The following is an 18,013-nucleotide window of genomic DNA, read 5'->3' as shown; positions in this document are numbered from 1 at the left end:
CTAATATTAGGAAAAAATATTGAAAATAAACAAGATATAATTTAGAATAAAATAAAAAGGGAATTTATGGAGGTTGTATGGAGAAGAGTTTAGTTCTTATAAAACCAGATGGAGTGGAGAAAAATATAATAGGAAAAATAATTTCTATGTATGAGGAAGCAGGACTTAAAGTTGTTGGACTTAAGATGATGACTATTAATAAGGAATTTGCAATGAAGCATTATAAAGAACATATAGGAAAGCCTTTTTTTGAGGAGTTAATAAATTATATTACTAGAGGTCCCCTATGTGCATTAATATTAGAAGGAGATAATGCAATAGATAGGATTAGAAAAATAAATGGAGCAACTAACCCTAAGAAAGCAGATGAGGGAACAATAAGGGCCTTGTATGGAAAAAATTCAACTGAAAATTGTGTACATGCATCAGATTCAGTTGAAAGTGCTAATAGAGAGATAGAACTTTGGTTTAAATAAAATAAAAGACAATCGAGAATTAATCTTGATTGTCTTTTTAATATTAAGAACGAACTTTAATCCATGCATCATTGTATTCTAATAATGTTTTGTGATCTAAGTCATTAAATACTTCAGAATTTTTAAGGTCTTTTTCACTTGGGTATTGTTCTTGTATTTCCTTAGGTAACATTTCAAAAGCTTTAGTATTTGGAGTTTGATATCCTATATATTCAACATTTTGAAGTGCATTTTCTGGATTACATAAGAAGTTTATAAATTCTTCAGCTTCTTTTTTGTGCTTTGCACCTTTAGGAATAGCTAAAGCGTCAAACCATTTATTTGTACCTTCTTTAGGAATTACAAATTTAATTTTAGGGTTTTCATTCATTATATATTGAGCATCTCCTGACCAAACAGGTGCAATAGCAGCTTCGCCACTTATCATTGCATCTTTAACTTCATCAACCATGTAAGCTTGAACTAGAGGTTTCTCTTGAATTAAAGCTTCAGTTGCTTCGCTTATTTGTTTTGGATCTGTTGAATTCATAGAGTAGCCAAGTCTTTTAAGTGAAATTGCCATAGCATCTCTAACAGAATCGAACATAACAATTTGGCCTTTATAATCTTTATCCCAAAGAATATTCCAGCTATCTACAGGTTTCTTTACTATATCAGGATTATAAACTATACCTATAGTACCCCACATATAAGGAACTGAATACTCATCTTTAGGATCATAAGCAAGATGCTTAAACTCTTTACCTATATATTTATAATTTGGAATCTCATTAAAATCTATTTTATCTAAAAGATTTTCTTTAATCATTTTTTCAACCATATACTCAGAGGGTACTATTAAATCGTAATTACTAGAACCATCTTTGATTTTTGAATACATAGTTTCATTGGTGTCATAGGTATTGTAATTAACTTTTATACCTGTTTCTTCCTCAAATTTAGTAACTAATTCAGGATCTATATAATCTCCCCAGTTGTATATATTAAGTTGTTTTGAAGTAGTTGCATCTGCTTTATTTCCGCATCCAGTGAATAGTCCTACAACAAGCACTGCGCTTAAGGCTAATGCGCTGAAAAGTTTAAATTTTTTCATCTAGTTCACCTCTACTTTTTTCTTTTTATTAACTAGTAGTAACAATATTAAGACTGTTACGAACATTAATGTAGAAAGTGCATTAATTTCAGGTTTAATACCACGTCTTGCCATTGAGTAAATTTCAATTGAAAGGTTTGTAACACCAGGTCCTGTAGTGAAGAAACTAATTACAAAATCATCAATTGACATAGTAAATGCCATTAAAAATCCTGCAAATATTCCAGGTTTTATTTGTGGTATTATAACCTTTCGCATTGCATACCAAGGAGTAGCGCCAAGGTCCATAGCAGCTTCTATTGTATTATCTGGAAGTTGTCTAAGCTTTGGAAGTACAGACAATATTACATAAGGAATATCAAAAGATATATGAGCTAGTAACATTGTATTAAATCCAAAATCGAACTTTAAGAATATAAATAAACTCATTAAAGCAACACCAGTAACTATATCTGGATTTATTATAGGTAAATTATTTACATTCAATAATAATGATTTTTTTCTTCCCTTCATATTATGAATACCAATAGCTGTAATTGTACCTATAATAGTTGCGACAACAGAAGCTATTACTGCAATTAAAATAGTATAATATAATGCTTCCATTAAAGAATCATTATGAATTAATTCTCCATACCATTTAAAAGTAAATCCATTCCATTTTCCCATTGACTTTGAATCATTAAAAGAAAATACCATCAAAGTAACAATTGGTGCGTATAAAAATATAAAGATTATAGCTAAATAGAATTTTTTTATAAATTTTTCAAATCTACTTACCATAAACGACCACCACCTTCGTTTTGTTCACCATCAAATCTTGACATTAGTGCCATAGATATTAATATTAATATCATTAATATAATTGCTAGTGCTGATCCAAAGTGCCAGTCACTCATAGTTGTAAATTGTTGTTCTATAACATTACCAATTAACATTTCTTTTCCGCCACCTAACAATCTTGAAATAACGAATGTTGAAACAGCTGGCATAAACACCATTGTTATTCCAGAGATTACGCCAGGAATACTAAGTGGAAGTATAACTCTTATAAAAGTTTGTTTTCTATTTGCTCCAAGGTCTGATGCTGCATTTACTAAATTTTGATCTATTTTAGATAATACTGTATATATAGGTAGTATCATAAATGGTAAGAAATTATATATCATACCAAGTAAAATAGCTCCGTTTGTATAAAGGAATTGAATTGGCTCTACGCCGAAAATTCCTAAAAAGTTATTTATTATACCGTTCTTACCTAAGATAGGTAACCAAGCATATGTTCTTAATAAGAAGTTCATCCACATTGGTAATATAAACAGCATAATAATTAAATTACGTTTATTCTCTGGCATTTTTGCAACAATATAAGCTACTGGGTAACCTATAATTAAGCAAACAACTGTTGATATAAAAGCTAGAGAAAGTGAACGACCAAATATTCTAATATATTGTGGATTCATAAGTCTTTGGAAATTTTCAGTTGAAAACTGATAACCTGACCCAGAATCAATTGTTAAACTGAAAAATAAAATCATTAATAAAGGAATTACTATAAATAGAGCACTCCATACTACATATGGATAAGCTGCAAAACTTCTTTTCTTATTATTCATTTTCTGTCACCTTTTTCATTACATGAATATCTTCTGGATATATATCTATTCCAATAATTGAGCCTATATCAGCAGACTTAGTATTGTGTATAATCCATCTCTTATTACAATTTTCAACTTCTATTTCTATTTCATAGTGAACTCCCTTAAATATAACAGATATAACTTTTGCTTTAAGCATTCCATCTTCAGGTTTAACAATTTTTATATCTTCTGGTCTAATAACTATATCAACTGCTTCATTTTTATCGAAGCCTTTATCAACACTTTCAAATATTTTTCCGCAAAACTCTGTTTTAAAGTCTTCGTGCATTATACCATCTACTATATTACTTTCACCAATGAAGTCGGCAACAAATGCATTTGCTGGTTCATTATATATATCTTGAGGAGTTCCCATTTGTTGAATAACTCCTTTATTCATAACAACTATAGTATCTGACATAGTAAGAGCTTCTTCTTGATCATGAGTTACAAATATAAAAGTAATACCTAATCTTTGTTGAATTTTTTTAAGCTCAATTTGCATTTCTTTTCTAAGCTTCAAGTCTAATGCACCTAAAGGTTCATCAAGAAGTAAAACTTCAGGTTCATTAACTAGAGCTCTTGCTATGGCAACTCTTTGTTGTTGACCTCCACTTAGTGATTCTATACTTCTTTTTTCAAAGCCACTAAGTGCAACTAGTTTAAGCATTTCAGTTACTTTTTCCTTAATTTCTTCCTTAGGTGTTTTCTTTATTTTTAATCCAAAAGCTATATTGTCATATACGTTCATATGAGGAAATAAAGCGTATTTTTGGAATACAGTATTTACAGGTCTTTTGTGGGATGGAAGGCTTGCCATATCTTTATCACCAAATATAACTTTTCCATTATCTGCTGTTTCAAATCCAGCAATTATTTTTAATGTAGTTGTTTTACCACATCCACTTGGACCTAATAGAGTTAAAAATTCATTTTTCTTTATATTAAGATTAAGTGTTTTAAGCACCTCATTATCTTCATACTTTTTACTTATACCTTTTAGCATTAGAATGTTATCATTCATAATAAACACCTCTTTCTAGAATTTAAAATTAAAGAATATTAAAATGATGGGGGAGTACTTATCCAGATTAACTTTGCAACTGTCTTTCCTGGATTTGAAAGATAATGATTTAGTTTAGGCTTAAAATAAAAGCTTTCACCTTTTTTTACTTTATAACTTTTATCGCCTAAATGAAGTATTACACTTCCATTTAATACAAATCCAAATTCTTCTCCTTCATGAGGTTCTTCCTCTATGTATCGACCATCAGGTTCTAAAGTTAGCATAATAGGCTCCATATCATTTTTTTGAGCACTTGGTACTAACCATTTCAAACTATATTTTAAGTCTTCATCTTCAGTCTCAAACATATCATCACTTTTGTAAGTAATTCTTTCTTCACCATTTTCACTAAAGAATTCAGTTAAATTAGTTCCTAAAATTTCTAAAATATCTACTAAAGTAGCAATAGATGGGGAAGTTAAATCATTTTCAACTTGAGAAATAAAACCTTTAGATAATTCACATCTATTGGCTAATTCTTCTTGAGTAAGCCCTTTAGCAATTCTAAGACTTCTAATTTTATCGCCAATTTCCATTCTTCACACCACCATTTCTATTTAAAAAATATCACTGTTACTAAACATAAAGTTTAAGATTACTAAACAAACAAGACTAATTATAATTACTATATGCAAAAAAATCAATATATTTAACAAAAAAATATAAAAAAAATTTGTAGCTTATTCATTGAGGCTAAAGGGATATAGAAGATTAGTTTTAGAATAAGTTTAAAAAAAGAGTAAGAAAAGTTTAGTAATACTAAGATTTTTAAAAAATAGTGAATAATTTCAAAAAGTTGGCAAAGATATTTTTCTAAAATTTATTAAAATATGAAAAATAATGTATAAACAATAAAAATTTATTAATATATAAAAAAGTGGCGAAAATTTGTTATAATAAAGTAAAGTTAAAATAGTTACAATTTAGAAGGGTGAATTTTTAATAAAGGTGATTAGAATGAATCTAAGAGAAGGATTATATAGAAGGAATGGTAAAAAAGTATATATAAAGCAACCAGAGTATAATGAACTAAAATTTGTTCAAGAACTTTGGGGCCATAAAGATACCATGAAGGATATTGGTGGAGTATTTAATTTTTCGCAAAATAAATGGGAAATGTTTTATAAAAAAATGGTTGCTCCAACAGACGGAAAGAATTTTTATTGCCTTATCTATACTAATGCAGACAAGCCTGTAGGGGAAGTTAGTTTCCATGGTTATGACTCTGCAACTAAAATTGCACGGTTTAATGTTAAAGTCCATTCAGATTATAGGAATAAAGGATATGGTGAAGAAGCGGTCAGGTTGCTTCTTGAATATTACTTTGTAGAATTTGGTGGAGATATGCTAATGGATAATGTAATAACGGTGGAAGGAGAAAGGGTAGCTCAAAAGATAGGATTTGAAGAAGTAAGAAAATTTAGTGGAAAGACAACAATAAGGATAACAAAAGAAGAATTTTTAAATTTTGAGAAAGGAACAAATACTAATATAGGAATATTAATGATAAATAATATGAATATGCTTGATTATACTATGGCAAAAGAGTTATTTGATAAAGCTAATAATATTATAGGTAAGAGAATGTTTAATGTTTATGGGATTAATATTGATAATGAAATTAATATTAGTAAAAATATAAAATTACAGGTTAATAAAAATGAAGATATAAAAAAGCTCAATGTATTAATAGTTCCAGGCGGAAAGAATATAGTTTCAAAAGAAAGTAGGGAAAAGGTCATTGATAACATATTAAGTTATTATAGTGAGTGTGACTTTATTTGTGCTCTTAATGAAGGTATTTACTACTTAGCAAGTTGCAAAGAATTAAGTGGGGTTCTAGTTCCTTATGGAGATTGGATTGATGGGCTTGATATGGAAAAAAGTGATTTTAGGTTAGTGAAAAGAAATTATACTGATAATGGGAAATTGATGTTAAGCACAAATATAATGGGAAATTTAGAATTATATCTTAATCTTATCAAAAAAATTGGTGGGAATGATTTAGAAGAAAAATTAGCATGTGAAATAGGGTTAAAAAAGTAAGTGGAAAAAGAAAAATTCCACTTGCTTTTTTTATTTCTTTAAAAATACGCTTGTAGCGATACTTATAATATCTTTTATGGTATTAAGTTGATCTGTTAGATTTTCTTTTACAACTATAGCATCTGCTGTAGCTTCTGTTGCAACATCACTGATATCTTTAACATTATCAGAAATATCTTTAACGTTAGTTAAAGTAGTGTCAAGATTTTTCTTATTTTGATCTAAAAGAGTATCAACTCTGTTTAAAACACTTGAAAGTTTTAGTAAGCAAAGTATTAAAATGATTAATGCTACTGCACCTAATATTCCAATAAAAAGCCAAAATAAATCAACTACGTTAATATACATTATTTATTTTCCTCTACAGATTCTACTTTTTCATCTACTACTTCTTCAACTTCCTTTTCATTAGGTAAGGTAGATTCTACTTCAGTAGCTTGGTTTTTACTATTTAAATAATCTTTAATCTTTGATTTAGCATCTAAGATATTATTTTTGCAATTAGCTGTAGCTTTAGTAGCGTGAGCTCTTACTTTATCATTAACATCTTTAGCTGTACCCTTTATATCTTTAATTGTTTCTTTACCTGATTTTGGAGCAAGTAAAACTCCACTTAAAGCACCTGCAATTGCACCAACTGTTACACCAGCAGCTAATGTTTTAGCAGTCTTTTTTTGTGCTTGTCTAATTTTTGCTTTTCTCTTTTGTTCTATTAATGTTGATAAACTCATACAATAACCTCCTCTAATAGTAAAAATATGATAAATTTCTTAAACTTATTATACTATAACATTAATAGGAAAGACACCGCAAAGGAGGGGAATTATAACAATGTTCATATATGATGTAAGTAGTTTAAAAAGTACATAAATTGTTTTTTATAGTATTCCATAAATAAAAGGATTAGTGTAAAATAATTATATAATTAGGCATGTATTTACTTAAATGGAGGGACATTATGGGAAGAAAAAAAGGGAGATATATTAGCATAGCAATATTAGTTGTGCTTATAGTAATGATACCAATTTTACTGTATACTTACTTTGGTCAGGGGAGAAAACAAATAGTTGAAGCAGATAAGTTTATTAAAAAATTGCAAAATGAAAACATTATTGAAAAAAATGATAGTAATATAAAATTTAAATTAGAAGAAAAAACAGGTGCAGAAAAAAATAAAGAAATATATTCTTTAATAAGTGATAATTATAGAGTAGATTTAGATAAGGATTTTAATGTAATTAGTTTTGCAGATAATATTAAATTAAGTAAAGTAGTAAATATTGATTTTAAAGAAGCACAAGATATTGCAAAGGTTTACTTATCAAAAATATGTACTGGTGATTACAGGATAAAGGAAACTAATACTAACAATAATGATATAAAAGAAGATTCACCATTTTATTCAGTTGTTTTTTCTAAATACGAAGATGGATATCCATATTATTCAGAGGAAGTTATAATGAACATAAATAAGAGCAATGGTAAACTTCAAGGATACCTAAATAAGACTAAAGATGATAATCACAAGGAGATTAAAATTAATGTATCAAAGGATGAGGCAGAGAAGAAAGCATTAAAAGCATTTAATGATACCAATAAGGATGGTAAGATATCTTCAGATACATACCTAGCTTTTGCTAGTGGAAGAGAAGAAGGTAAGAAACTAGAACTTTGTTATGTAATAAGTGTATCAAATAATAAAGAAAGCAATGTTTATTTTATAGGATCAAGTTCAGGTAGAATAATAAATACATTTAGTAATATAGTAGAGAAAACTGAAGTAAAATAACTTAACCAAAAAACAGTAGGTATTTAAATACCTACTGTTTTTATTAATTCCACTCAGATACATTTTTAAGTCCAGGTATTGAAGAAGATTTAAATAAAGGTTCTTTGATACCGGATCTTTTTTGTTCTGTATAATCACGTAATGCAGCAAATGCTTGCTTACTAAGTAATGTTATAGCGATTAAGTTTACAATAGCCATAAGTCCCATGAATACATCGGCTAAATTCCAAACTATTTGAATTTCTGCAACTGATCCAAAGAATACCATAGCTATTACAAAAATTCTATATATAAATAGATAAGATTTCTTTTCAGTTAAGAATTCTATGTTAGATTCTCCGTAATAGTAATTACCGACTATAGAACTAAAGGCAAATAGAAGTATACATATAGCTATAAATGAATTTCCCCATCCACCTACTTCAGCGCTTAAAGCTTTTTGAGTAAGTTGTATTCCTGTAATTGTTCCATCAGTATAATCAACACCTGATAGAAGAATTATAAATGCAGTACAACTACAAATAATTAATGTATCTGTAAACACACCTAATGTTTGAATAAGACCTTGCTTAACAGGGTGAGTTACATCAGCTGTAGCAGCGGCATTTGGAGCACTACCCATACCAGCTTCATTTGAGAAAAGACCTCTCTTAACACCCATAAGCATAGCACCACCTAGTGTACCACCAGCTATTTCTTTAAATCCAAAAGCATTTTCAAATATTAATTTTATCACTGAAGGTACTTCAGTAATATTTAATATTAATATAAATATTGCAACTGCAATATAAGTTAAAGCCATTATTGGAACTAAAATTTCTGAAACCTTTGCTACTCTATGAACTCCTCCAAATATTACGAAAAGAGTAATTAAAGTTAAAATAATACCGACAACTAGTCTATCTACTCCAAAGGCATCTTGAAATGCTAAAGTAATAGTATTTGATTGAACTGAGTTAAAGATTAATCCAAAAGCTATAGTTATAAGTATTGAGAATATTACTCCCATCCATCTTTTATTTAGGCCCTTTTCCATGTAGTAAGCAGGACCACCTCTAAAGGAACCATCCGCATTTTTTTGCTTATATATTTGAGCTAAAGTTGATTCAACAAAGCTTGAAGCAGCACCTATAAGTGCAATTAACCACATCCAGAATATTGCACCAGGACCACCGACTGATATTGCAATTGCAATACCTGCTAAGTTTCCAGTACCAACCCTTGAAGCTGTACTAATACAGAATGCTTGGAAAGAAGAAATACTCCCTTTCTTTTTCTCTGCTGAGAATCCATCTCCTAGCAATCTAAACATTTCTTTTATGTATCTAAATTGTACGAATTTAGTCCTAAAAGTAAAATACGCACCTAAAATTAATAACAGTGCTATTAAAATGTACGTCCATAAAATATCATTAAATTGTAAAATAAAATTATTTAATAATTCCATTTTTTCCCCTCCCTAAACTATATAATATATTATATTTTATAATAAAAAGAATAGAAATGCAAGAATGTGTAATAAAAAATTCATAGATATACAATTTATTGAATAAAATAGTTAAAAAAATATAAAATATATATTTTGCTGCAAGAGAGTATTTTACAAAATTCATATTTTGAAAATAAAAATAACCACCACAATTTGTGGTGGTTATTATAAAATTAATTTTGCTTATTTCTTTGTGAATTTCCTCCTGAATTACTTCCGCCAGAAGTAGTTCCTTGTGATGGAGGAGTTGGTGGAGTGGTTACTGGTTTATTTTCAGTATCAGTATTATTTTCGTTATTATTGTTATTATCTGATGGAGATGTATTTTCATTATTAGGTTTATCTTCATCATGTTTATTATCTTTGTCTTTATCTTTATCTTTGTTTTTATCCTTATCCTTATCTTCACTTGGTGGCATTGATGTCATGCTATCATATGAAGTTGGAAGAACATATTTATAATCTGCAGTTACGCTATTTGGATTATCCTTCTTTATAAAGATTCTATTTGTTATTAATCCTGGTGGCGTATTATCAGTTGCAAGCAGTCCAGTTATACTATTAACTCTAGCACTTACGTGAGTTTCACAGTAGCTTGTTGGTTGAGTACCATCAATAAACATTTCTGTATAAACTCTATTTCCTCTAGGATCATTTCTACATAAATCAGTTGCAAGCAATCCAGAATCCTTACATACTGAAACTTCAACTATTCCAGAAGGCTTTACTATATCTTTAGTGCTTAAACCTTCATTAGCCTTTTTCATAATTAATCCCCAAAGGTTAGAAGCAGTTCTACCAGAGCCTCCACCTTTAATTGATGCTTGATTATCATAACCTACCCAAACTGCACCACTTAAATGAGGAGTTAATCCTGCAAACCAGTAATCTTTACTATCAGAAGAAGTACCAGTCTTACCAGCAGCTGGCATAGCACCTAAATTAGCTCTTTGAGCATTATAAGTTAAAGGTCCTTTCATCATATCATATACGATATAAGCAGCTTGAGGAGATAAGATTTTATCTTCTTGCTTTGTACTATCTAAAAGTACCTTTCCATTTTCATCTACAACTTTAGTATATAATCTAGGTTTGACATATACACCATTGTTACCAAATGTACCTATAGCTGATGCCATAATATAAGTATTACCACCATCAGGATCGCTAGGTGAATTATCAAATTGTCCTAAGGCATAAGTTGACTGATTTCTTGAATTACTATTAAATTTAAGCCCGAATTTTTCACCATATGCTAATGATGTAGCATCTCCAACCATAAGCTGTTGGGTTAAAGTAGCACCAACGTTACTAGATACTCTTAAAGATTCTCTAAGTGGAATTAATCCTTGATAAGTATCAGGCGAATTTTTTGGACTAAATGATAGTACTGATTTTGGAATTGGAGCATCGTCTACTACAGATGCAGCTGTTGCCTTTTTAGTATCTATAGCAGGACCATATACTGTAAGTGGTTTTATTGAAGAACCAACTGATCTTAGAGCATCATAGGCCCTATTAAGAGATCTAGCTCCTTGATCACCTCTACCACCAACCATTGTAATAACCTCACCAGTTCTGTAATCTGTAATTGTAGCTGATGCTTGTAATAAAGGAACACCATCTTTACCAAGTTTATCAGAACCATTCATTCCATAGTTATTATAATTATTTAGTACTTTCTGAGCATAGTCTTGTAAATTTTTATCCATAGTTGTGTAAACTTTAAGTCCGCCAGTTTGGATAAGATTTTCTACCTGTTCATCACTATACTTATACTTTTCTTTTAAGTCTTTTTTTACTTGATCTACAGCAGGGTATATGAAGTCTTCATATGGAAGTCTATAGTCAGTTTTAGACTTTTTAAAATTAAGTTTTCCAGCATCTAAATCTTTAATTGCTTTATTGTATTCATCTTGAGTAATATAATTATGCTCTAACATTTTAGATAAAACAGTTTTAGTTCTATTTATATAAATGCTAGGATCTTTTTCATTTCTAGGGGTGAAAGCACTATAAGATGTAGGTGCTTGAGTTACACCTGCAAGATAAGCACATTGTATAAGACTTAAATCTTTAACATCCTTATCAAAATACATTTGTGCACCGGCTTGAGCACCATAAGCAACTCCCCCTACTGGGAAATGATTTAAGTAAGCAGTTAATATTTCATCTTTTGAAAGCATCTTTTCAAGTTCTAATGAAAGATACATTTCACTTACTTTTCTCTCAATTGTTTGTTTATTAGTTAAAATAGTATTCTTAACTAATTGTTGTGTTATAGTAGATGCACCTTGAAGACCACCTTTTCCAGTTACTACATAAATAGCATCATTAGCTACTGCTCCAAGAATTCTCTTGATATCAATACCATTATGTTCATAAAATCTTTCATCTTCTATAGATACTATAGCATCTTTAAGATTTTGTGGTATCTCATCAGATGTTGCTTTTTGATAATCTTCTTTACCGTGAAGGGATGCTATAAATTCACCCTTATTATCATAGGCTTGAAGAGTTTGGTCAACGTTGACAACTTTATTAATATCTATAGGTGGAGTATTCTTAACCACCGCAACTACATAACCTACACCAATTACTGCTATTGCTAAGAATGCAAATAAAATACTAAGTCCAATCCATTTAAAGATTTTTTTCTTTTTAGATTTCTTAGAAATATTTTTATTCGATTTTGATTTCGAATCATTTATCTTTGAAGCTTGGCTCTTTTTAACGTTTTTATCTTTGTTTGTGTCTTTTTTATCCGCCATATCTTCCTCCCAATCATTTAAAATTAATGAATAATATTCTTAACCATTATAGCATAATTATAATATGAGTAAATCAATAACTCAATAAAAAGGTGTTATATGAAATATTATACAAGAGCGCGTAAAAGAAGATATAAATCATTTATAGCTATTATTATCACCATTTTTATACTTTTTAATCTATTATTAGTTGTTTTTGATAAGAAAGTAATGCCTTCTGTTTTGGCAATATCTGAAACTATGATGAGAGCAGAAGCTATTAAGACAATTAATCAAGTTAGTATAGAGACTTTTGATGAAAAAGCTGCAGGTAAAGAGATAATAATGATAGGTAGGGATAAAGACAATAAAATAAATTTAATTCAAGCTAATACAGTGTTACTTAATAAGATAACTGGAGAGATATCTATAAAATGTAATGAAAAGCTAGAAGAATTTGGAGAGAAGGGGATAGAGGTACCACTTGGTTGGATGACTGATAAGAGTATTTATTATAACTTAGGACCAAAAATTACAATAGAAATGGAGCCCCTTGGCAATATAGAAACCTCATATGAATCTGTATTTGAAAGTGCTGGGATTAATCAAACTAGGCATAAGATATATTTAAATGTAAAAGCAATAATAAGAATAATCATACCTATGTATAATACTGAAATGGAAGTTAACACTCAGATACCACTTTCAGAAACAATAATAGTTGGAGATATACCAGATACAGCTATAGATTTAAATAAATAAAAAGTATCAAGTAGCTTTAGCTACTTGATACTTTTTATATTAATATTATTTATATCTTTAATTTTTACAAAAGGTAAAGAGCCATCAGTATAAATACGATCACCACCACCATTTCGACCATGATAGCTACTTGTAAAATGTTGAACTAATTTTACATCTTCTATGGTATCTTTTTCTTTTAAAGATTGAATTACAAAATCTCTTTCAGCATCTATATTTGAATCAATCTTATGTGTTATTTGACCAGTGAATAAAGATAATCCTATATTTTTATCATATGTTGCTGAAGCTAACCAATCTGCTTGAAAGCCTCCTGGCAAGTACCATTCCTCTGGAGTTTTCCATAAACGTATATGATGTCTTTTTCTAGGGTTACCATAGACTTCTTTTTCAAAAGTTATATCCTGTTTTCTAGTAAATAGGAATAGAGAGCTAACTGGAGCGCAAGGATAAGACTTAGAAAATACACTTGCTAATCCAATTTTAATTGATGATTTAAGGCCTAGATTATCGGCTATATGCCAACCATTAAGCTTAAATGCTTCTATTATGTTTTCTTTATCTCCCAAAAAAGCAATATTTATAGGATCTCCAAACAAACCATCATTGGTTTTTGTTCTACCTATGAAATAATCAGGTAAATAAAGTTTGGTTATAAATCTAATTATTATCGGTAAAATTATATACGATATATATAACCATAAAAGAATATATAGTACCGTATGAAATTTTTTAGTGAAAATATTAGAAAATATTGCTTCATATAATAGAATTGCTAAAAAAATAGTAATAATGAATCTGAAGAATCTTAATATTAAATTTAATTTATTTTCTTGATAATTCCCTGTGTTTTTCATAGTAGTTATACCTCCTTTGCAAATTATTTGATTAAATTATAACACTTTAATTAGTATTTTTATTTTGGTACAAATTTTTGTTAAACATATGATATTAGTTTATTTACACTATACATATAAAATAAATATAAATGATGAGTGTTATATAATTTTTACTTAGGAATTTAAAGTGGTAGTATAAAATTATACTTAGAAGTTATGGTTAATTGTTAGATCTTTATTTTGTAGACTTTATATCTTCAAAGAGTCATTTAAAGAAGAGGTATTTAAAATGCCAATATAGAAAAGATATTTATATATGATTTTAAGTTAAGCAAAAAGACTAAGATTATATTGACCTTAGTCTTTTTGCTTAACTGAATTTGGATAAGAATATGTATAATTCGTAAAAAATTATATAGTTAAACTATAATTTATAATAATTAAAAATTACTAAACCTAGATAAATTTAAACTTATCTAGGTTTAGTATTGATTAAATTAAATTTCTAGCATTCCCAATTGAAAACATAAGGAACATTTCTATAGTGGTCGCCATAGTTTAATCCATAACCTACCACGAATAAATCTTCAATTTCAAAGCAACAATAATCAGGAGTTATTTCAACTTTTCTTCTTGAAGGTTTGTCTAATAGCACACAAGTTTTTATTGATTTAGCACCTAATTTTTTTACGTGATTAACAACAAAGTCCATAGTAATACCACTATCTACTATATCATCAACTATTAAAACATCATATCCTTCTATATTATCTGGAATATCATTTACAACTTTAACATTTCCAGAACTTGATTCATTATTTCCATAACTTGATGTAGTCATAAAGCCAATTTTAGCTTTAGTATCTATGTATCTAACTAGGTCAGCTGCATATATAAAACTTCCTCTTAGTAATGATAATACATAAAGATTTTTATCTTTATAATCCTCTGTTATCACCTTTCCAAGTTCAGCGATTCTTGTTTGAATTTGCTCTTCTGAGAATAAAATATTACGTTTTTTATCTTCCATTAATAAAACCTCCAAGTAAAAATATATTTCGTCTTCTTTGAATAATTCTTTAATAAATAAAATACTGTATTATAAAAGAAAAATCAAGTAAAAATTTTAATTGACATAGTTTACAATTAAGTTCTATTAGTATAGAATTATAGTCAAATTGAATAATAGAGATTTGAAAAGGGTGATTAAATGATACAAGGAAACACAGAAGGAATCAGAAATTCAGTTCTTGCAGAATTAGATACCTTATATAGCATAAAAACACAAAAACAAGAAGTTTGTAATATAGAAATAATTGATATAATAGCTAGACTTTCTTCTCAAATAGAAAGAGAGATAAGTGTAGCCATAGATAGAAAAGGAAAGGTTACATCAGTTGCTATAGGAGATTCAACATCAGTTGAATTACCAGTTTTAGATATTCATGAAAAGAGACTTTCAGGAGTAAGAGTAATACACACTCATCCAAATGGTCTTAGTAATCTTTCAGCACTTGATTTAACTGCACTTATAAAGCTTAAGTTAGATTCAATTATTGCAATAGGCATATATAATGGTAAAGTAATAGACTTTTCATTAGCTAATTTAACTGTATACAATAATAATTTAGTATATGAAGAAACAAATAATTTATCATTTGAACAATTAATGTCAATAGATATAATAGATAAAATTAGATATACTGAAAGTCTTATAAAAGAAAATGATGTAATAGAAGATGAGGGTGAAAAAGCTATATTAGTAGGTTCTGATACAAGAGAGAGCTTAGAAGAACTTGCAGAACTTACAAAAGCTTGTAACATACCAGTTTTAACTAAAGTATATCAAGGAAGAAGTAAAATTGATCCAGCTTTTTATATAGGTAGAGGTAAAGTTTTAGAAATAGCACACCTAAGACAAACAGAAAGAGCAAATGTAGTTATATTCGATGATGAACTTTCAGGATCACAAGTTAGAAATCTTGAAAACGCAATAGGTGCTAAGGTTATAGATAGAACTACATTAATATTAGAGATATTTGCAACAAGAGCAAAGAGTAAAGAAGCTAAGATACAAGTAGAACTTGCTCAATTAAAGTACAGATTAAGTAGACTTCAAGGACTTGGAACAATACTTTCAAGAACAGGAGGAGGTATTGGTACTAGAGGTCCTGGAGAAAAGAAATTAGAAACAGATAGAAGACATATAAGAGAGACTATTTATGATTTAAATCAAGATCTTAAAAAGATTAAGAAAACTAGGGAAGTGCAAAGAGAGAAAAGAAACAAAGAAAGCATTCCTAAAGTATCTTTAGTTGGATATACAAATGCAGGTAAATCAACTTTAAGAAATACTCTATGTAGCATTGCAGCATCAAAGGATAATAGAAATAAAGAAGAAGTATTTGAAGCAGATATGCTATTTGCTACATTAGATATTACAACAAGAGCTGTAATACTTAAAAATAAAGGTCTTATAACATTAACAGATACAGTAGGATTTGTTAGAAAGCTTCCTCATGATTTGGTAGAGGCGTTTAAATCAACATTGGAAGAAGTTATATATTCAGATCTTTTATGTCATGTGGTTGATGTATCAAGTGATGATGCATTAGATCAAATAAAGGCTGTTGAAGAAGTTTTATCAGAACTTGGATCAATTGATAAAGAGACAATTCTTGTTTTAAATAAAATTGATAAAGCTACAGAGGAACAAATATCTAACATAGAAGAAAAAGTTTCTTATTATGATGATATAGTTAAAGTTTCTGCAAAGGAAGAAATAAATTTAGATGAGTTATTAAATCAGATAGAAATTAAGCTTCCTTATAATTTAAAGAAGGCAGAATACGTAATACCTTATGATAAAGGAGATGTTGTTTCATTCCTTCATAGAAATGGAAGAATATTAAAAGAAGAGTATGTAGATGAAGGAACAGCACTTACTGTTGAAGTAGATGATGAAGCTTATAATAAGACAAAAGAATATATAATAAAAGTAATAGATTAAAAAATAAATAGATTTTTACTTAAAGATTCCTAATACAGAGTTTTGTGTTAGGAATCTTTATTAATTTTAAATAGTATTTTAACAATTGAAACAGTTTTGTTATAATAGATTAAAAGAGGAGTAGTGTTATAGGGGGCATATTGATGATGAAAAGCATAATAATTGAGTATCAAAAAGCGTTTAATGATATAATGGAAGATTTTAAAAGAAATAAAAATGTTAGTGCGGTTTTTACTTTTGGAAGTATGGTTTCAGGAGATATTTGGGAGGAATCAGATATAGATTTTTTTGTTGTGTACAAAAATGAATTCCATGAAGTTCGTGATATATACTCAGAAGTTAATGGGATTCCAATACATGCTAAATTACTTAGCAAGGAAAAGTTTATGGACTCTTATGAAAATGAAGGAAATAAGGGGACTTCAAAGAGTATACTAAAATTCTCAAAAATAGTTTTTTCAAGAGATAAAGAGATAAACTCAATTTACAATAGAGCTATATATGGTGGAGATGAATATACTCATGAAGAAAATTTAGAATACTTAAGTAAGGTCATTAAAGAAATAAGTATATGTAAAAAATATATACAAATCGATAGAATGTATACAGCATACGAAGTGATGATAAGAAGTTTAGATAGTTTTTCAAAATTATATCTAAGTCTAAATGGATATACAATAAGCAAAGACTCTATTAGAATGGCAGTTAATTTAAATGATTCATTTAAAAGCATAATAGATGAGAGACTATTTAACGGTATAAACAAAGAGGATATAATAGAGATTGTAAGCTATATAGAAAGGTATATTGAAGATAATATACTAGCAGCTTCAAAGGTGATACTAGATATTTTAGGAGATAGTAGCGAATATTTAAGTGCTTCTGAAATAATTAAAAATTTTAAAATAGCAGGAAGTAAAGTAAAAGTAGAACAGATACTTAAAAAGCTTTTATCAAAAGGTATAATTAAGAAAATGAGTAAAAAGGTTATGGATAAAGATAATAATATTATAATTAATGAAAATGTATATGGAATAGAATAAGGAATGATAT

Annotated in this window: 17 protein-coding genes; 6 read left to right on the top strand and 11 right to left on the bottom strand. The window is 28.5% G+C overall.

Annotation, left to right across the window (positions count from 1 at the left end):
• Positions 1-77: 77 nt before the first annotated feature.
• On the top strand, positions 78-476 hold the full coding sequence (ndk, locus tag ACQPUW_RS08170) for a nucleoside-diphosphate kinase (RefSeq protein ID WP_430836956.1): 399 nt from the start codon (positions 78-80) through the stop codon (positions 474-476).
• A 43-nt stretch (positions 477-519) separates the two neighbouring features.
• Here the strand turns inward: ndk and ACQPUW_RS08165 are convergent, their stop codons facing one another.
• The 5 genes from ACQPUW_RS08165 to ACQPUW_RS08145 are packed head-to-tail and all read right to left on the bottom strand — an operon-like array spanning position 520 to position 4,811.
• On the bottom strand, positions 520-1,569 hold the full coding sequence (locus ACQPUW_RS08165; RefSeq protein ID WP_430836955.1) for an ABC transporter substrate-binding protein: 1,050 nt from the start codon (positions 1,567-1,569) through the stop codon (positions 520-522).
• Positions 1,570-2,352 (bottom strand): ABC transporter permease, encoded by a 783-nt coding sequence (locus ACQPUW_RS08160; RefSeq protein ID WP_430836954.1) that lies wholly within the window; start codon positions 2,350-2,352, stop codon positions 1,570-1,572.
• On the bottom strand, positions 2,346-3,185 hold the full coding sequence (locus tag ACQPUW_RS08155; RefSeq protein WP_430836953.1) for an ABC transporter permease: 840 nt from the start codon (positions 3,183-3,185) through the stop codon (positions 2,346-2,348). The genes ACQPUW_RS08160 and ACQPUW_RS08155 overlap by 7 nt, the downstream gene beginning before the upstream one ends.
• Positions 3,178-4,236, bottom strand: coding sequence for a spermidine/putrescine ABC transporter ATP-binding protein (gene potA / locus ACQPUW_RS08150; RefSeq protein WP_430837296.1), 1,059 nt, complete (start codon positions 4,234-4,236; stop codon positions 3,178-3,180). Before potA ends, ACQPUW_RS08155 begins: the two co-directional genes overlap by 8 nt.
• Before the next feature lie 35 nt (positions 4,237-4,271).
• Positions 4,272-4,811, bottom strand: coding sequence for a helix-turn-helix domain-containing protein (locus ACQPUW_RS08145; RefSeq protein WP_204593807.1), 540 nt, complete (start codon positions 4,809-4,811; stop codon positions 4,272-4,274).
• Positions 4,812-5,232: 421 nt separating this feature from the next.
• On the opposite strand from ACQPUW_RS08145, the gene ACQPUW_RS08140 reads away from it, so the two are divergent.
• Positions 5,233-6,321, top strand: coding sequence for a GNAT family N-acetyltransferase (locus tag ACQPUW_RS08140; RefSeq protein ID WP_430836952.1), 1,089 nt, complete (start codon positions 5,233-5,235; stop codon positions 6,319-6,321).
• Positions 6,322-6,351: 30 nt separating this feature from the next.
• Here the strand turns inward: ACQPUW_RS08140 and ACQPUW_RS08135 are convergent, their stop codons facing one another.
• Entirely contained in the window at positions 6,352-6,669 is a 318-nt protein-coding gene (locus ACQPUW_RS08135; protein WP_204593809.1) for a hypothetical protein, read from the bottom strand.
• Positions 6,669-7,052, bottom strand: coding sequence for a YtxH domain-containing protein (locus ACQPUW_RS08130; RefSeq protein WP_430836951.1), 384 nt, complete (start codon positions 7,050-7,052; stop codon positions 6,669-6,671). Before ACQPUW_RS08130 ends, ACQPUW_RS08135 begins: the two co-directional genes overlap by 1 nt.
• A 227-nt stretch (positions 7,053-7,279) precedes the next feature.
• On the opposite strand from ACQPUW_RS08130, the gene ACQPUW_RS08125 reads away from it, so the two are divergent.
• On the top strand, positions 7,280-8,110 hold the full coding sequence (locus tag ACQPUW_RS08125) for a hypothetical protein (protein WP_430836950.1): 831 nt from the start codon (positions 7,280-7,282) through the stop codon (positions 8,108-8,110).
• Between the two features lie 43 nt (positions 8,111-8,153).
• On the opposite strand, the gene ACQPUW_RS08120 is transcribed toward ACQPUW_RS08125, so the two are convergent.
• Positions 8,154-9,557, bottom strand: a complete 1,404-nt coding sequence (locus tag ACQPUW_RS08120) for an alanine/glycine:cation symporter family protein (protein WP_430836949.1) — start codon at positions 9,555-9,557, stop codon at positions 8,154-8,156.
• Positions 9,558-9,772: 215 nt separating this feature from the next.
• Positions 9,773-12,277 carry a transglycosylase domain-containing protein gene (locus ACQPUW_RS08115; RefSeq protein ID WP_430837295.1) on the bottom strand — a complete coding sequence of 835 codons (2,505 nt, stop codon included), beginning with the start codon at positions 12,275-12,277 and terminating at the stop codon, positions 9,773-9,775.
• Positions 12,278-12,469: 192 nt separating this feature from the next.
• Here ACQPUW_RS08115 and yunB point away from each other — a divergent pair, with 192 nt between their 5' ends.
• The gene (yunB, locus tag ACQPUW_RS08110) at positions 12,470-13,111 is read left to right on the top strand and encodes a sporulation protein YunB (protein WP_430836948.1); all 642 of its coding nucleotides are present in this window, start codon (positions 12,470-12,472) and stop codon (positions 13,109-13,111) included.
• A gap of 20 nt (positions 13,112-13,131) precedes the next feature.
• On the opposite strand, the gene ACQPUW_RS08105 is transcribed toward yunB, so the two are convergent.
• Positions 13,132-13,968, bottom strand: coding sequence for an LssY C-terminal domain-containing protein (locus tag ACQPUW_RS08105; protein ID WP_430836947.1), 837 nt, complete (start codon positions 13,966-13,968; stop codon positions 13,132-13,134).
• A 487-nt stretch (positions 13,969-14,455) separates the two neighbouring features.
• On the bottom strand, positions 14,456-14,980 hold the full coding sequence (gene hpt / locus ACQPUW_RS08100; RefSeq protein ID WP_430836946.1) for a hypoxanthine phosphoribosyltransferase: 525 nt from the start codon (positions 14,978-14,980) through the stop codon (positions 14,456-14,458).
• 180 nt (positions 14,981-15,160) lie between these two features.
• Between hpt and hflX the strand changes: the two genes are divergently transcribed.
• Both hflX and ACQPUW_RS08090 read left to right on the top strand, forming a co-directional pair.
• Positions 15,161-16,960: a GTPase HflX gene (gene hflX, locus ACQPUW_RS08095; RefSeq protein ID WP_430836945.1), complete on the top strand. Its 1,800-nt coding sequence runs from the start codon at positions 15,161-15,163 to the stop codon at positions 16,958-16,960.
• A 143-nt stretch (positions 16,961-17,103) separates the two neighbouring features.
• The gene (locus ACQPUW_RS08090; protein ID WP_430836944.1) at positions 17,104-18,003 is read left to right on the top strand and encodes a nucleotidyltransferase domain-containing protein; all 900 of its coding nucleotides are present in this window, start codon (positions 17,104-17,106) and stop codon (positions 18,001-18,003) included.
• Positions 18,004-18,013: the final 10 nt, after the last annotated feature.

It is taken from the genome of Clostridium sardiniense (genome assembly GCF_050584765.1).
GTDB lineage: Bacteria > Bacillota > Clostridia > Clostridiales > Clostridiaceae > Clostridium > Clostridium sardiniense_A.
Note: the sequence above shows the minus strand (reverse complement) of the source record. Positions and strands in the feature narration are given on the sequence as shown.

Excerpts from the sequence above, each read along its gene's own strand:
- ACQPUW_RS08090 (WP_430836944.1), top strand. The coding sequence starts at position 17,104 with ATGATGAAAAGCATAATAATTGAGTATCAAAAAGCGTTTAATGATATA.
- ACQPUW_RS08165 (WP_430836955.1), bottom strand. The coding sequence starts at position 1,569 with ATGAAAAAATTTAAACTTTTCAGCGCATTAGCCTTAAGCGCAGTGCTT.
- ndk (WP_430836956.1), top strand. The coding sequence starts at position 78 with ATGGAGAAGAGTTTAGTTCTTATAAAACCAGATGGAGTGGAGAAAAAT.
- hflX (WP_430836945.1), top strand. The coding sequence starts at position 15,161 with ATGATACAAGGAAACACAGAAGGAATCAGAAATTCAGTTCTTGCAGAA.
- ACQPUW_RS08155 (WP_430836953.1), bottom strand. The coding sequence starts at position 3,185 with ATGAATAATAAGAAAAGAAGTTTTGCAGCTTATCCATATGTAGTATGG.
- hpt (WP_430836946.1), bottom strand. The coding sequence starts at position 14,980 with ATGGAAGATAAAAAACGTAATATTTTATTCTCAGAAGAGCAAATTCAA.
- yunB (WP_430836948.1), top strand. The coding sequence starts at position 12,470 with ATGAAATATTATACAAGAGCGCGTAAAAGAAGATATAAATCATTTATA.
- ACQPUW_RS08130 (WP_430836951.1), bottom strand. The coding sequence starts at position 7,052 with ATGAGTTTATCAACATTAATAGAACAAAAGAGAAAAGCAAAAATTAGA.
- ACQPUW_RS08105 (WP_430836947.1), bottom strand. The coding sequence starts at position 13,968 with ATGAAAAACACAGGGAATTATCAAGAAAATAAATTAAATTTAATATTA.
- ACQPUW_RS08145 (WP_204593807.1), bottom strand. The coding sequence starts at position 4,811 with ATGGAAATTGGCGATAAAATTAGAAGTCTTAGAATTGCTAAAGGGCTT.
- ACQPUW_RS08120 (WP_430836949.1), bottom strand. The coding sequence starts at position 9,557 with ATGGAATTATTAAATAATTTTATTTTACAATTTAATGATATTTTATGG.
- ACQPUW_RS08140 (WP_430836952.1), top strand. The coding sequence starts at position 5,233 with ATGAATCTAAGAGAAGGATTATATAGAAGGAATGGTAAAAAAGTATAT.
- ACQPUW_RS08160 (WP_430836954.1), bottom strand. The coding sequence starts at position 2,352 with ATGGTAAGTAGATTTGAAAAATTTATAAAAAAATTCTATTTAGCTATA.
- ACQPUW_RS08125 (WP_430836950.1), top strand. The coding sequence starts at position 7,280 with ATGGGAAGAAAAAAAGGGAGATATATTAGCATAGCAATATTAGTTGTG.
- ACQPUW_RS08135 (WP_204593809.1), bottom strand. The coding sequence starts at position 6,669 with ATGTATATTAACGTAGTTGATTTATTTTGGCTTTTTATTGGAATATTA.